Here is a 14806-nt window from a genome sequence, read left to right on the forward strand (position 1 = left end):
GCCGATATCCACGAGTTTCTTTTCCGAGGGGGAACCCTTCCGATGCACGCAGATCTCTCCCGCATCACCTTCCGGCCGCAGGCCCACTACTCCGCCGTCCTCGCCCAGCAGGGCCGCGTCCAGCTCGACGCGGACGCCAACGAGCAGACAGCGATCCAGCTCTACCAGGCCCGGGTGACCGCCACCGACCTGATAGGCCAGCACGGCGGCCCGGCCGGTGACGCCGGCTTCAAGATCGACATGACCGGCGGCAGCCGCGAGCTGGACGACCTGTCGATCAGCCCCGGCCGGTACTACGTCGACGGCATCCTGGTCGAGGCGTACCGGCCGCAGCCGGGCGTCCCCGTCCCGGACCCGGCCGAGGCCGATGCCAAGGACGAGGAGAAGGGCGCCAAGGACGGCGAGGGCGCGGCCGCCGAGCCGCCCGCCACCTGGACGTACTGGGACCAGCCCGACGCGTACCGCGACGCCGAGCGCCCCGAGGACCGGCTGCCCACCCAGTTCCCGTACCTGGCCTACCTCAAGGTCTGGGAGCGCTCGGTCACCGCGGCCGAGGACCCGGCGCTGCGCGAGGTCGCGCTCGGCGCGGCGCTGCCGGACACCGCGGCCCGCCTCAAGGTCGTCTGGCAGGTGCTGCCGCTGCCCGGCGGCGAGCTGGACATCGACGGCGACGAGACGAAGAAGGCCCCGGTCCGCGAGGCGTTCCGCAAGTGGGTCGCCGAGCAGCGGAAGGCGACCGCGCGGCTCGCCGTGCGCAGCGAGCGCCCGGACCACGCCGACGACGACCCGTGCCTGGTCAAGCCGGACGCCCGCTACCGCGGCCCGGAGAACCAGCTCTACCGGATCGAGATCCACGAGGGCGGCGCCGCCAAGGACGCCACCTTCAAGTGGTCCCGCGAGAACGGCTCGGTGACCTTCCCGGTCGACGGCCTGGACGGCACCTGGGTCGAGCTGGCCACGCTGGGCAACGACGACAAGCTGGACCTGGACGTCGGCGACTACGTGGAGTTCATGGACTCCGCGGTCGCCTCGCGGCTCGACGCCCATCCGCTGCTGCGGGTCGAGGAACTGGACCTGCCGGGCCGCCGGGTACGGCTCTCCGACGAGCCCGCGCAGGGTGTCGGGCGGCGGCCTGAACTCCACCCGTACCTGCGCCGCTGGGACCACCGCGAGGGCGGCCGGGCGCAGGAGCGCGCGACGAAGAAGGGCACGGCCGGGCGGCTGAAGAACGGTGCGGTGCGCGTCGAGGAAGGCGCGTGGCTGCCGCTGGAGGACGGCGTCGAGGTGTACTTCGCGGCCGGCAGCACCTACCGCAGCGGCGACTTCTGGCTGGTACCGGCCCGAACGGCCACCGGCAGCGTCGAGTGGCCGACGGATGCGGCGCGCCGCCCGCTCCTCCAGGGACCGCTCGGGCCGCAGGTGCACTACGCGCCGCTGGGCTGGGTGATGGGCGAGAAGACCGTGTCCGACCTGCGACTGGCGTTCAAGCCGCTGGCCGGGGAGATCGCCGCGGCCAGCGACGAGGAACTGGCCGCCGAGGAAGAGGCGCGGGCCGCCGACGCCGCGGCGGAGGCCGAGAACGAGCCCGCCGACGTGGCCTCCGCCGGCCCGGCGCACGGCGCGGCGCTGCGCTCGCAGACGACGGCGGAGGCGGAGTCGCTGACGGAGGAGTGACACCGGCGGGTGGCGCCACGGGGATCGCGCCACCACGTACGTACAAGGCGGCGCGCGGATGATTCCGCGCGCCGCCGACCGGGGGACCGGCCCGCCCGGGCCGGGTCGAGGAAGGAGCACAACGATGGCCGAGCCGCTGAGCGCGTCGCGCCTGGTGGAGGTCCTGCGCAAGGAGGGCCTGACCGTCCACGAAGTCCGCAACTGGCGCCGGCACAACAGGAACAGCAAGGGCCCGTGGGGCCCGTTGAACGGCGTGATGATCCACCACACCGTCACCAAGGGCACCGAGAGCTCCGTCAACCTCTGCTACGAGGGCCGCTCCGGGCTGCCGGGACCGCTGTGCCACGGCGTCATCGACAAGAAGGGCGAGGTCTGGCTGGTCGGCAACGGCCGCGCCAACCACGCCGGGCTCGGCGACTCCGACGTCCTGCGCGCGGTGGTCAACGAGTCGAAGCTGCCGCACGACAACGCGGCCAACACCGACGGCAACCGCCACTTCTACGGCTTCGAGTGCATCAACCTCGGCGACGGCGACGACCCCTGGCCCGAGGAACAGAAGGTCGCCATCGAGAAGGTGTCGGCGGCGATCTGCCGGGCGCACGGCTGGACCGAGAAATCCGTCATCGGCCACAAGGAGTGGCAGCCGGGCAAGACGGACCCGCGCGGCTTCACGATGAACGGGATGCGAGACCGGATCAAGAAGCGGCTCGCGGGCAAGCCGAGCGGGAACGGCGGTGGCGGGGGCGGCGGCACGGACGAGAAGCCGGCGCCCGAGAGGCCCGCACCGGAGCGGCCGCGGCCCGGCACCCGGTACGAACGCTTCCCCGGCGGCGGCTTCTTCCAGGCCGGCGCGCACAGCCCGATCATCACGGCGATGGGCAAGCGCCTGGTCGCGGAGGGCTGCTCGCACTACGAGGACGGGCCCGGACCGTACTGGACCGAAGCCGACCGCAAGTCCTACGCGGCGTGGCAGCGCAAGCTCGGCTTCGGGGGCAAGGACGCGGACGGGATTCCGGGGAAGGTGAGCTGGGAGCGGCTGAGAGTGCCGAAGTCCTGAGAGCCAATTAGCCGGTTGGCCGGTTGACCGGTTGATCGACTGCGGCTCCCCGCAGCGGAAAAGCCGCTGGACGGCCCCCTCCCCAAAGAGGGCCGTCCAGCGGCTTTTTGGTACGTGTTGCTTACTGCTGGTCGCGGCTACCGGGGGCCGTGCGGGCGGCGTCCCCATAACGCCGGCCGGTGGGCACCCGGGCGCCGGCCCGGGAGTCCGGGGTTCAGCCCGCCAGCGCCGGCAGGACCGGCAGCGCCGGGATGTTGGCGGGGCTGGTCAGGTCACCCTGCGCGACGTCGACGGGGATGATGCGCTGCACACCGGCGGCGGCGTTGCCCGCGGTCTCCTGGCCGTGGGCGGCCACGGTGGTGGCCAGACCCTGCGAGAACGGCACGGCGTCGGTCGCGACACCCTGCGCGAAGGGCTGCGCGTCGGCGGCCACACCCTGCGCGAACGGCACCGCGTCAGCGGCCGCGCCCTGGGCGAAGGGGATGGCGGTGGTGGCGGTGCCCTGGGCGAAGCCCTGCGCGTCGGCGACCGTGCCCTGCGCGAACGGCACGGCGTCGGCGGCCGCGCCCTCGGCGAACAGCTGGGCGTCGGCGGCGACGCCCTGCGCGAACGGGGTGGCCTGGCCGGCCGCGTCACCGGCGAGCAGGCCCACGCCGCCCACCGCGTTCTGGGCGACCGGCACGACCTTGCCGACGGCGCGCTGCGCGACGGGCGGCAGCACGTCGGCGGCGGTCTGGTCGACGACCGGACGGGCGGTGGCCAGGGCACCCTGCGCCGGGTTGGTCAGCGTGCCGGGACGCAGGTCGGTACCGGCGAGCGAGGTGACACGGTCAGCGGCGGCGGAGGCGTCGGGCAGGTTGGGGGTGTTGGGGAGCTGGGTGGGCAGCTCAGCGTTGGGGGCGTGGACCGGGAGGTCGGCGGGGAGCTGGGCGGCGGGGGCCTGGACCGGGAGGTCGGCGGGCAGCTCGGCGTTGGGGAGCTGGGTGGGCAGCTCAGCGTTGGGGAGCTGGGCGGCGGGGGCCTCGACCGGGAGGTCGGCGGGCAGCTCGGTGGGGAGCTCGGCGGCGGGGGCCTCGACCGGGAGGCTGCGGAGGTCGAGGGCGGGCACGCCCGGGACCGGCAGGAACGGGACGGCCGGCAGACGGCCGTTGCCGACCTGCTGGACCTGCGGGAGCTGCTTCGCGGCGCCCTTGACGGTCTTGGTGGCCTTGCCCGCGACCTTGGTGGCCTTGCCCGTCTTCTTCGCCGTCTTGGCGACCTTGTTCAGGTCGGCCTTCTTCTGCACGTCGTTCAGCGTGCCGGTCGCGTCGCCGACGCGGCCGGTGGGCAGGCCGTCCATGGTGTGCACGTCGCCGCCGAGCACGCCGGTCACCTTGTCGGCCGCGCTGCCCACGGTGTTCTCGACGGTGCCGGTCGCCTGGCCCGCGGTCTCCTCGACCGTGCCGGTCAGCTCGCCGGCGGGCAGCTTCTGCTGGACGGTGCCGGTGAGGGCACCGGTGTCAGGGGCGTCGACGGGCAGCTCGGCGGCGCCGGCCCCCGCGGTGCCCAGGGCGAACAGACCGGTGGCGGCAGCGGCGACGAAGATGGAACGGCGGATGTTGTTGCGCATGATGGCGATGAGCCCTTCGAATTCCAGGAAGATGTGACGGGCAGACCTGTCCCGCCCCCGCGCGGCAGGTCTAGGGGTGCTGACGGCCGTCGGATCCCTGCGCTCGCCGTGCGTCGGCGAGGGCGCGTGTGTACGTGGGGATCCGGCGGGAGGTCTGCCCTAGCCCGGGAATTCGAGGATGTCGGTGCTGCGCTCGCGCGTCGGCGCGCCGCTCGCGACCCGTACGCCACCGGGCACCAGCCCGAAGCGCGGGTCCGTGCCCGGCAGCACGGCGTGCTGGTCCCCGCCTCGGGGGCCGTTGCCGTCGCCGGTGAGATGCGGGGCCGGTGCAACCGGGCCCTGCGGAAGCTGGCCGGGCAGTCCGCCCTGGCCGGGTGCGTCACCGTCGCCGTCGGCCGCGGCCTGCGCCGCCGTACGGTCCGGGCCGCCGGTGCTGTCCACCGGAGCCGTCGACGGGTCGCCGTCGGTGCGGTCCCCGCAGTGATGGGGTACGGCCACGTGCTGCCGGCCGCTGTCCCGCGCGTCACCGCGCTGCGGCTGCTCACCATCCCGGCCCTGGCCCGCGCCGTCGCCGGCCAGCCGGATCGGGAGCCCGGTCGCGTGCTGTACGCCCCGCACGACCTGGTCCACCGGAGCGGTGACCGGGTCGGTGACGGGCCGCAGACGGTCCGCGAGCGGGTGTACGGCCTTGCCCAGCCGCTCCCCGGTCGCCTGCGCGCCGTCGGACAGCCGGGCGCCGGCCTGCTGCGCGGCCCCTGCCTCACGCTCCGCGGCCTCCCGCTCCAGCGCCGCACCGGAACCGTCGAACGGCGAATCGCCGTCGGTCGTCCCGGGGTTGGCGTCGGGCTCGGAGGTGGCCGAGTCGGCAGGCGAGGTGGAGGTGCCGGGCATACCGGATGCGGAACTCGCCGTGGCGGACTCGAAGCCGGTGTCCGTGGCGGAACCGGCGTCCGCCGCATGTGCCGTACCGCCGCCGAAGACAACGGCGAGGACGACGAAGCCGATCAGGAAGAGCCCACTCAGCAGCGCACGCCGCACAGCCACGGTGCGCGGCAGGCGCACAGCGACAGGCAGAGCGAGCACAACAGACAAGGGGGACCTTCCCGTACGGACGGCGTCCGGGAGCGAGGTACTCAGGGCACCCCGCATCACACAGCACGTCGCGGGTGATCGAGCGATGCGCAGATCCTTGCATGAGCAGCTATGTGCCGCGCAAGTCCCCTGTGCCACCTGTCACTGTTACTCCGTCATGTCCGGTATCGGAGGTGGCGGATGGCTGACGGAAAGCTGTACGACCTGCGAACACTCCGCCGGAGGGCGGCTCGGCGGACGTCCGGGAGTGGCGCCGCGGACGTGGGTCGGCGTCAGCCCGTCGGGTCCGGTATCGGCAGCGGCCGCTTCTCCAGCGCGGCCGCCATCACCTCCGGGAAAAGATCCGGCGTACACGCGAACGCCGGTGCCCCCAGCGCTCCGAGAGCCGCCGCGTGCTCCCGGTCGTACGCGGGCGCCCCCTCGTCCGACAGCGCCAGCAGCGTCACGAACTGCACGCCGGACGCCTTCATCGCCGCCACCCGCTTCAGCATCTCGTTCCGTATCCCGCCCTCGTACAGGTCGCTGATCAGCACGACGACCGTCTCGGCGGGACGGGTGATCCGCGACTGGCAGTACGCCAGCGCCCGGTTGATGTCCGTGCCACCGCCCAACTGCGTACCGAAGAGCACGTCGACCGGGTCGTCGATCTGATCGGTGAGGTCGACGACCGAGGTGTCGAAGACGACCAGGCGGGTGGCGAGGGAACGCATGGACGCGAGCACGGCCCCGAACACCGAGGCGTACACGACGGACGCCGCCATCGAACCGGACTGGTCGATGCAGAGGATGACCTCCTTCTTGACGGACTGTGCCGCCCGTCCGTATCCGATCAGCCGCTCGGGCACGACCGTGCCGTACTCGGGGAGGTAGTTCTTGAGGTTCGCGCGGATCGTGCGGTCCCAGTCGATGTCGCGGTGCCGGGGCCGGCTGATCCGCGCCGAGCGGTCCAGCGCGCCGCTCAGCGTGGCCCGCGTCCGGCTCGCCAGCCGCTTCTCCAGGTCCTCGACGACCTTGCGCACGACCGTCCGTGCGGTCTCCTTCGTCGTCTCGGGCATGGCCTTGTGCAGCGAGAGCAGCGTGCCGACCAGGTGCACGTCGGCCTCCACGGCCTCGAGCATCTCCGGCTCCAGCAGCAACGCGGACAGGCCCAGCCGGTCGATCGCGTCCCGCTGCATCACCTGGACGACGGGGGTCGGGAAGTACCGGCGGATGTCACCGAGCCACCTGGCCACGACGGGCGCGGACCCACCGAGTCCTCCGGACCGGGACGCGCCGTCCTTCCTGCCGCCCCGCCCTCCGGGCCCTCCGGCACTCCCGGTGCCGGGGCCTGCGCCGGGACCGCCGCCGTACAGCGCCCCGAGCGCGCCATCCATCGCCGCGTCTCGCCCGCGCAGTTCGCACCCGGTCCCGTCACCGTCTCCCCCGCCCAGCACCAACCGCCAGCGCCGCATGCGCTCTTCGACCTGAGCACCGGTCTCGGCCTCCGCTTCCGTTGCCACCGGACCCATCGCTACCTGCCCCGTCGCTACCGGCTCCGCAGTCATCGCATCTCCCCCGTGGATGTGTCCTTGCCGTCGGCTCCCTCGCCCAACAGGGCGTGCAAGGTCGGCAGTACGGCCGCGGCGCGGTCTCGGTCCAGGCCTGGGCCGAAGCCGGGGGCCACCGCCTCCTCGTCGCCGCCCGCGGCACCGCGGCCGAGGACCGCCGTACCGCCGCCAGGCACCCCGGCGACCACCGGTCCACGCCGCACCAGCTCACCGAGCGTGCGCCGCACTCCCGGCTCGTACTGCGAGAACGTCCGTCGCAGCAGCGGCAGAACGTCCGTGAACGCCTCCCCCGGCACCCGCGTCAGCCAGCCGTCCACCAGCGCCAGCAGCCGCTCGTCATGGACCAGCAGCATTCCCCCGGCCCCGCCCCCGACGAACCCCTCGATCCAGGCCGCGGCGTCGGCGGGCGGCACGCCCGGCGAAAGCGCCAGCCCCATGAGCCGAGCCGCCCCGCCGTCCCCGCGAGTACCGCCGTCCTCCCTCGTACCGCCGTCCTCCAGCCGGCCGTCGTCGACGAGAATCCGCGCCGCGCGCCCCCGTATCAGCCCCGGTATCGCCTCCCGCTCCGCCAGCACGCGCAGCACCGCGGTCCAGCGCTCGCGCAGTCCCGACGGCGCGTCACCCGACGGCCCGGCGTCGCCCTCGGGCGCGCCGTCCCCCTCCGCGCTGCACAGCAACCCCACGGCCTGCTGCGTCGCATCGAGGTGCGTCCGCATCTCCGCCGCGCCCTCCGCGTCCAGGGAGGCGCAGGCCGGCGGCAGGCCCACGAAGACCCGCTCGGCCAGGCCGACCGCGACCTCGCGCAGCGCCGCCGCGTCCGTGCCGCGCACATCGCCGTACCGCACCGACCGCACCAGCGCGGGCAGCGCCTGGGCGAGGTGGCCGACGTCGGCGTCGAGCGCCGCCCGGTCGGCCAGGACCCGCATCACCACCGGCAGCGCATCCGGCAGTTCGGCGAGCAGGCAGCGTTCGGCCAGTGCCGTGACCTCTGCGAGCGCGCTCGCGTCCGCCGCGTCCGATGCCGCCCGTGCCGTGGCCGCGGCGAGCACGGTCGTCCCCCAGATCCCCGCCTCCGCCACCCGCACCGACAGCTCCGGCTCCCAGCGCAGCCGCCAGGTCTCCCGGAACGTGCCCGTGCTCGAACGGGAGTGGGCCGGCGCGCCCCACGGGATGTCCAGCAGCCGCAGCCGGTGCAGCAGCCGGCTGCGCGCGGCGTCGGTCTCCTTGCGCAGGTCCAGCTCCAGTTCGCGCTCCTTCGCCTCCGGCTTGAGGCGCAGGGTGCGCTGGAGCCGCGCGATGTCCCGCTGGAGCGGCACGGCGGGCGCGGCCTGTGGCACCTCGCCGAGCACGTCACCGACCACCAGTCGGTCGTGGATCAGCGAGGCGGGCACGTCGGAGCCTTCGCTCAGCACGGCGCGCACCGCGTCCTCGGTCTCGGTGAGACCGGCGAGCGGGCGGCCGCGCATCGCCACGAGCGACTCGGCGAGCCGCACCGCCTCGATGACGTGGGCGGTGGAGACGGCGTAGTCCTCCTCCCGGAGCAGCCCCGCGACCTTCGTCAGCCAGCGCTCTATGGGACGGTCGGGGCTGCTGAAGAGGTGGCCGTACCAGCCCGGCGAGGCGATCCCCGCCCCGTAACCGCTCTTCCGGGACAGCCTGCGGTGGGTCCAAGGCACCCAGGTGACCGACACCTTCGCCTTCGGGAGGCCCTTGAGGAGGGCGCGGTCGGCGGTGACGGTCGTCCGGCGGGCGAGCGCCGGTACGTGCCACGCCCCGCAGACGACCGCGATGTCGTCCCCGAACTCCCGCCGCGCCTCGCGCAACCGCAACCGCATGTGCGCCTCGCGCACGGCGTCCCGGGAGGCCCCACCCTCGACGCCCTCCTGGCCATCCTGGCCCCCCTGGCCCTCCTCCCGGAGTGCGCCCATCGCCTCGGCCAGTGCTGCGAAGGGGGCGAGCGCGTCACCGGACGCGGCCGTACCGCGGTGCTCGACCACGTCCTCCCACCAGCGCTCCGCGTCGTCGTACCCGGCGGCCTCGGCCAGTACCCCGATGGGATCGACGCGTGCGTCACCCGCCGCCGGCCCGGGCTCCGGCCCCGTCCCCGCCTCCGGGCCCGGGGACGCGAGCGATGGCTCCTCCGGGCCCGGGTCCGGGGCCGCGAGCGACGGCTCCTCCGGCTCCGCCCCCGCGAGGGAATGCGCCGCCGGAAGGTCGATGAAGCGCACCGGGACGCCGCGCCGCAGCGCCCACCGGAGGGCCACCCACTCCGGTGAGAACTCCGCCATCGGCCAGAACGCGGCGCGCCCCGGGTCGTCCGTCACATGCGCGAGCAGCGCGACCGGCGGCCGCATCTCCTCGTCCGCGGCCAGCGCCACCAGCGCGTCCGCCTCCGGCGGCCCCTCGATGAGCAGCGCCTTCGGCTCGTACTGCGCCAGCGCCGCCCCGACCGCGCGGGCCGACCCGGGCCCGTGATGCCGCACCCCGAGCAGCCACGGCCCGACCGCCCGCCGCTCCCCCGCGTCGCGCGCCCTACCGTGCTCCCCCTCGTCGCGCTCCGTCATGCGCTCACCTCCCGGCAGGCGCGGTAGAAGTCCTTCCAGCCGTCGCGCTCGCGGACCACCGACTCCAGGTACTCCTGCCAGACGACGCGATCGGCCGCCGGGTCCCGGACCACCGCGCCCTGGATGCCCGCCGCCACGTCCGACGGCCGCAGCACGCCGTCCCCGAAGTGGGTCGCCAATGCCAGCCCGTTGGTGACCACGGAGATCGCCTCGGCCGTGGACAGCGTCCCGGAGGGCGACTTGAGCTTCGTACGCCCGTCCGTCGTCAGCCCGTCCCGCAGCTCGCGGAAGACCGTCACGACCCGGCGGATCTCGTCCATGCCGTCAGGCGCCGGCGGCAGGTCCAGCGAGCGGCCGATCTGCTCGACGCGCCGTGTGACGATGTCGACCTCCTCGTCCGGGGTGGCCGGCAGCGGCAGTACGACCGTGTTGAAGCGGCGGCGCAGCGCGCTGGACAGCTCGTTGACCCCGCGGTCGCGGTCGTTGGCGGTGGCGATGAGGTTGAAGCCGCGGACCGCCTGCACCTCCTGGCCCAACTCCGGTATGGGCAGCGTCTTCTCCGACAGGATCGTGATGAGCGTGTCCTGGACGTCCGCCGGGATGCGCGTCAGCTCCTCGACCCGCGCGGTCATGCCCTCCGCCATCGCGCGCATGACGGGGCTGGGCACCAGCGCGTCCCGGCTGGGGCCGTGCGCGAGCAGCCGCGCGTAGTTCCAGCCGTACCGGATCGCCTCCTCCGGCGTGCCGGCCGTGCCCTGGACCAGCAGCGTGGAGTCGCCGCTGACCGCCGCGGCCAGGTGCTCCGACACCCAGGTCTTGGCCGTGCCGGGCACGCCGAGGAGCAGCAGCGCGCGGTCGGTCGCGAGGGTGGTGACCGCAACCTCGACGATGCGGCGCGGGCCGACGTACTTGGGCGTGATGACCGTGCCGTCGGCGAGCGTGCCGCCGAGCAGATACGTCGCCACCGCCCACGGCGAGAGCCGCCAGCGCTCGGGCCTCGGCCGGTCGTCCGCGGCCGCCAGCGCGGCCAGCTCCTTTGCGAATGCATCTTCCGCATGCGGCCGCAGCGCCACCGCCTCGCCGTCCTGCCGCCCGGCTTCCGCCGCCGTCCCCCGGCCGCTCCCCGCGCCGTTCTCCGCCATCGCGCAATCCATGACTCCCCCTTGTCCCAGGCCGCACGGCCCGCACCCCGCAACTCGCGGGCCGCTTGCGGATTCCAGACTGCACCATGCCACTGACAATCGGCCTCGCCGTGACAAACCTGCTGGTCAGAGCGATTGTCAGTGGCGGGGTCTAGCGTTTTCGACATGCTGGGAATGGACGGGGAGAAAACCCCGAACCCCCGAGCGCAGGGGGAACGCTGGACGACCGAGCAGGTACTTGCGATGGCGCCCGACGCGGCGTCGCGCAAGGCCGGCGGCAAGCTCGCGACGCCCGGCCCGTGGTCGGAGGCGGGCGCGGGCGACGGAGCGGTATGGGGAGTGTGCAAAGGGAGCGGGAGCACTCCGTACCGCGCGATGGTGGACACGACGGGCCCTGCCTTCAAGTGCAGCTGCCCGAGCCGGAAGTTCCCGTGCAAGCACGCGCTGGGGCTGCTGTTGCTGTGGGCGGGCGAGGACGGCTCCGAGGGGGATGGCGGGGATAACGGGGGTGTGGTGACGGGCGGCGAGCCGCCGCAGTGGGTCGCCGAGTGGCTGTCCGGGCGGCGCGAGCACCGCGAGGACCGGCCGGGCAAGGGGGACAAGGACGGGGGCAAGGACAAGGGCAGCAAGGGGCTCGCCGATCCGGAGGCCGCGCGGCGGCGGGCGGAGCGCCGGGCGCAGCGGGTCGGCGCGGGGGCGGAGGAGCTGGAGCGGCGCCTCGCCGACCTGCTGCGGTCCGGGCTGGCCGCGGCGGACCGGGCGGGATACGGAAGTTGGGACGAGACGGCGGCCCGCATGGTGGACGCCCAGGCACCCGGACTGGCGGCGCGGGTACGGGAGTTGGGGTCCATCCCCGGATCGGGTGCCGACTGGCCGTCCCGGCTGCTGGAGGAATGCGCGCTGCTCCACCTTCTCGACGAGGGGCTCCTTGGTATCGAGCGGCTTCCGGAGCCGCTGGCGGCCACGGTCCGCTCGCGAGTGGGCCTGCCGACGGACGCGAACGGCACTGGGGACGGCTCCGGGGAGAGTTCCGCGGAGCGGACGGTGCGGGACCGCTGGCTGGTGCTGGCCCAGCAGGACCGCGAGGAAGGCCCACAGGGCAAGCTGACCACGCGGCGCATATGGATGCGGGGCGAGCGGACGGGCCGGATGGCGCTGCACCTCTCCTTCGCGGGCCCCGGGCGGGCGCACGATCTCGCCCTGCCGCCGGGGCTCGTCCTGGACGCCGACCTGACGTACTACCCGGGCGCCCGCCCGCTGCGCGTCACCGTGGGCGAGCGGTACGCACCGGCCGCTCCCGGGGGCGTACCGGCCGGGTGCGGCGCGGACGCCGCGCTCGCCGCGTACGGCGACGCGCTGCGCGACGATCCGTGGCTGGACTCCTGGCCGGTCGTACTGGCCGACGTCGTACCGATACCGGGCCGGCCGCCCACTCCGGGACGGCCGGGCACGGGGTGGCAACTGGCCGACGCCGACGGCGAGTCCGCGCTGCCCGTGGACCCGCGCTGCGAGGGCGGTACGGGCCTGTGGCAGCTCGCCGCGATATCCGGTGGCGGCCCCCTCACCGTGTTCGGTGAGTGCGGCCACCGGGGCTTCGTCCCGCTGACGACGTGGGATCCGGCACCGGTGGCGCTGTGAGAGGGCATCGATGGCGCTGTGACACGGCACCGGGGGCCCTGTGAGAACTGAGCACCGAGAACTGAGAACTGAGCACTGAGAACTGGTCCGAACGGCCGACGAGAGGGGAGGGGAGCCGTGAGTGGGAGCGTGGCTTCTTGGGGGGAGCTGGTGAGTGCCGCGCTGCTCGGGACGGAGCGGCGGGCCGCACCGGTGCCGGTGCGTGCGGGGCGGGAGCCCGCGGCCGCGCTGCTGGACGCGGCCGCGGTGAGCACGGTACGGCGGCGGGCGGGACTGCGCCCCGCGCCCGCCGCGGAGCGGCCGGCCGTCGCCCCGCCGGACCCGCGTCCCGAGCTGCCGGACGCGGCGCGGCGCAGGCTCGCGCTGCTGCTGGCCGACCGGGGCGGGCACGCGGGCAGCCGGCGCGGCGCGGCCCCCGACCTGACGGAGCTGCTGCCGCAGTGGCTCGCGACAGCCGGGGAGCGGGGGTACCGCGCGCCCGCCGCGCTGCTGCCGGCCCTGCTGGACGCGGCCCGGGCCCGTACGGACCTGCGGCCGGCCGCGCTCGCGCTGGCCGGGCCGCGGGCGCTGTGGCTGGCGCGACTGAACGACGACTGGAAGTTCGCGCTGCGCGGGATCGGCGGCGCGGCGGCGCTGCCGGCTCGGCGGGACCACGCGGCGAGCCAACGCCTCTGGGAAGAGGGCCTGTTCGCCGAGCGGGTCGCGCTGCTGTCGGCGACCCGCCGCCTCGATCCGGCGGCTGGCCTGGCGCTGCTCGCGGGCACGTGGTCCACCGAACGGGCCGAGGACCGGCTGATGTTCCTGGACTCGCTCCGCGAAGGGCTGTCGCCGGCCGACGAGCCGTTCCTGGAGAAGGCGCTGTCCGACCGCAGCCGGAACGTCCGGGCGACAGCTGCCGAACTGCTCTCCGCCCTGCCGGAGTCCGCCCTGGCGTCCCGCATGGCCGACCGCGCCACGGCCTGCCTCCGGCTCGACGACCCGGCCGAGGACAACGGCACGGACAGCGAGCGGCCGGCCACGGGCCCGGTCCTCGTCGTGACGCCGCCGCGGGCGTGCGATGCAGGGATGGAGCGGGACGGCGTGGTGGCCAAGGCCCCGGCCGGGCGGGGCGAACGGGCGTGGTGGATGAGCCAGTTGCTCGAAGCGACGCCGCTCGGGGTGTGGTCGGGGCTACTGGGGCACCGCACCCCGGAGGAGATCGTCGCGCTGCCGGTGGCGGACGGGCGGCGCACGGAGGTGCACGACGCCTGGTGCCGGGCGGCGGTGCGCCAGCGGAACGCCGCCTGGGCGCGGGCGCTCCTGGGCACCCCGACCGCAGCCGCCAACGGGATATCGAGCAGCGCCGCTTCCGGTGGAGGAACCGGGACGTACGGGGAAGCCGGGGCGTCCGGGGAGGCCGGGTCGTCGCGGGACGCGGCGAAGCTGCTGGGGGTGCTGCCCGAGGGGGAACGCGCGGCGTGGGTGGCGGAGTTCGTCGCGTCGCACGGGCTGTCGGACGCGTTCCGGCTGCTCGGGGTGTGCGCCGTGCCGTGGGCCGAGCCGCTCGGCCGGGCGGTGGTCGACGCGCTGGACATCGCGCGGGACGCCGGCAGCTATCCGTGGAGCTTCAGCGGGGTGATGGGGCTGGCCGAACGGTGTCTGGATCCGGCCGCGGCGGACCGGCTCGACATGCTCACGGCACAGGGCGGCGAGCCGGAGGACGGCTCGCCCGGCGCGGACGGCTACTGGTCCGAAGCCTTCCAGCGCCTGGTCGGCACCCTCCGGCTCCGCGCCACGATGCACGCCGAACTGACCGAGGGGGACGCCCGGCACACCGAGGGGGACGCCCCGCACGCCGAGAGGGACGCCCCGCACGCCGGGGCAGGCTCCGGGCACGCCGGAGCGGGGCCGTGAGCCCCCGGACAGCCCCCTGGAAGGGGGCGCGGGTGGGCGCTCGGGCGCGGGGGTGCCCCGCGCCCGCGCCCGAGCCGGGGCCGGGGCCGGAGACGGAGCCGACGCGAGCAGACGCTCGCTCAGGCCGTCAGCTGGCGGACGTTGGCGTTCACCCACTCGACGATGGAGGCCGTCGTGGCGCCCGGGGTGAAGATTTCGGCGACACCCTGCTCCTTGAGCGGCGCGATGTCGGCCTCGGGGATGATGCCGCCGCCGAAGACCTTGATGTCCTCCGCGTCGCGTTCCTTGAGCAGTTCGATCACCTTCGCGAAGAGAGTGTTGTGCGCCCCCGAGAGGATCGAGAGGCCGATCGCGTCGGCGTCCTCCTGGATCGCGGTGTCGACGATCTGCTCCGGGGTCTGGTGGAGCCCGGTGTAGATGACCTCCATGCCCGCGTCCCGCAGGGCCCGCGCGATGACCTTGGCACCACGGTCGTGGCCGTCGAGCCCCGGCTTGGCCACCACCACACGGATCGGACCGGTCACACCCATCACTGCCTCCAAGCCAAGCGCGGCACCGACCTTGACCAGCGCCGTCGAGCCGACAACCGA

10 protein-coding genes are annotated in these 14806 nt (G+C 74.6%); 4 read left to right on the plus strand and 6 right to left on the minus strand.

Features of this window, described 5'->3' with window-relative positions:
• The first annotated feature begins 42 nt into the window (after positions 1-42).
• The gene (locus IF04_RS0111310) at positions 43-1674 is read left to right on the plus strand and encodes a DUF6519 domain-containing protein (protein ID WP_030254240.1); all 1632 of its coding nucleotides are present in this window, start codon (positions 43-45) and stop codon (positions 1672-1674) included.
• 124 nt (positions 1675-1798) lie between these two features.
• Positions 1799-2731 (plus strand): peptidoglycan-binding protein, encoded by a 933-nt coding sequence (locus IF04_RS0111315; RefSeq protein WP_030254242.1) that lies wholly within the window; start codon positions 1799-1801, stop codon positions 2729-2731.
• 214 nt (positions 2732-2945) lie between these two features.
• On the opposite strand, the gene IF04_RS38665 is transcribed toward IF04_RS0111315, so the two are convergent.
• From IF04_RS38665 to IF04_RS0111340, 5 genes are all read right to left on the minus strand, one after another.
• On the minus strand, positions 2946-4340 hold the full coding sequence (locus IF04_RS38665) for a hypothetical protein (RefSeq protein WP_051831113.1): 1395 nt from the start codon (positions 4338-4340) through the stop codon (positions 2946-2948).
• A gap of 159 nt (positions 4341-4499) precedes the next feature.
• Positions 4500-5384: a hypothetical protein gene (locus tag IF04_RS0111325; protein ID WP_157847639.1), complete on the minus strand. Its 885-nt coding sequence runs from the start codon at positions 5382-5384 to the stop codon at positions 4500-4502.
• 320 nt (positions 5385-5704) lie between these two features.
• Entirely contained in the window at positions 5705-6940 is a 1236-nt protein-coding gene (locus IF04_RS0111330; RefSeq protein WP_051831114.1) for a VWA domain-containing protein, read from the minus strand.
• A gap of 32 nt (positions 6941-6972) precedes the next feature.
• A complete protein-coding gene (locus tag IF04_RS0111335) occupies positions 6973-9543 on the minus strand; it encodes a DUF5682 family protein (RefSeq protein WP_078600171.1) in 2571 nt (856 codons plus the stop codon).
• Positions 9540-10685 carry an ATP-binding protein gene (locus tag IF04_RS0111340; protein ID WP_030254253.1) on the minus strand — a complete coding sequence of 382 codons (1146 nt, stop codon included), beginning with the start codon at positions 10683-10685 and terminating at the stop codon, positions 9540-9542. Before IF04_RS0111340 ends, IF04_RS0111335 begins: the two co-directional genes overlap by 4 nt.
• Before the next feature lie 174 nt (positions 10686-10859).
• Here IF04_RS0111340 and IF04_RS0111345 point away from each other — a divergent pair, with 174 nt between their 5' ends.
• Together IF04_RS0111345 and IF04_RS0111350 are read left to right on the plus strand one after the other, a co-directional pair.
• Positions 10860-12323 (plus strand): SWIM zinc finger family protein, encoded by a 1464-nt coding sequence (locus IF04_RS0111345; protein WP_030254255.1) that lies wholly within the window; start codon positions 10860-10862, stop codon positions 12321-12323.
• 117 nt (positions 12324-12440) lie between these two features.
• Complete coding sequence (locus IF04_RS0111350) at positions 12441-14216, plus strand: DUF5691 domain-containing protein (protein WP_051831117.1); 1776 nt, start codon at positions 12441-12443, stop codon at positions 14214-14216.
• Between the two features lie 119 nt (positions 14217-14335).
• On the opposite strand, the gene icmB is transcribed toward IF04_RS0111350, so the two are convergent.
• Positions 14336-14746 carry a coenzyme B12-dependent isobutyryl CoA mutase small subunit gene (gene icmB, locus IF04_RS0111355; RefSeq protein ID WP_030254259.1) on the minus strand — a complete coding sequence of 137 codons (411 nt, stop codon included), beginning with the start codon at positions 14744-14746 and terminating at the stop codon, positions 14336-14338.
• Between the last annotated feature and the right edge of the window lie 60 nt (positions 14747-14806).

The sequence above is a fragment of the Streptomyces violens genome (genome assembly GCF_000717745.1).
Classification (GTDB): Bacteria; Actinomycetota; Actinomycetes; order Streptomycetales; family Streptomycetaceae; genus Streptomyces; species Streptomyces violens.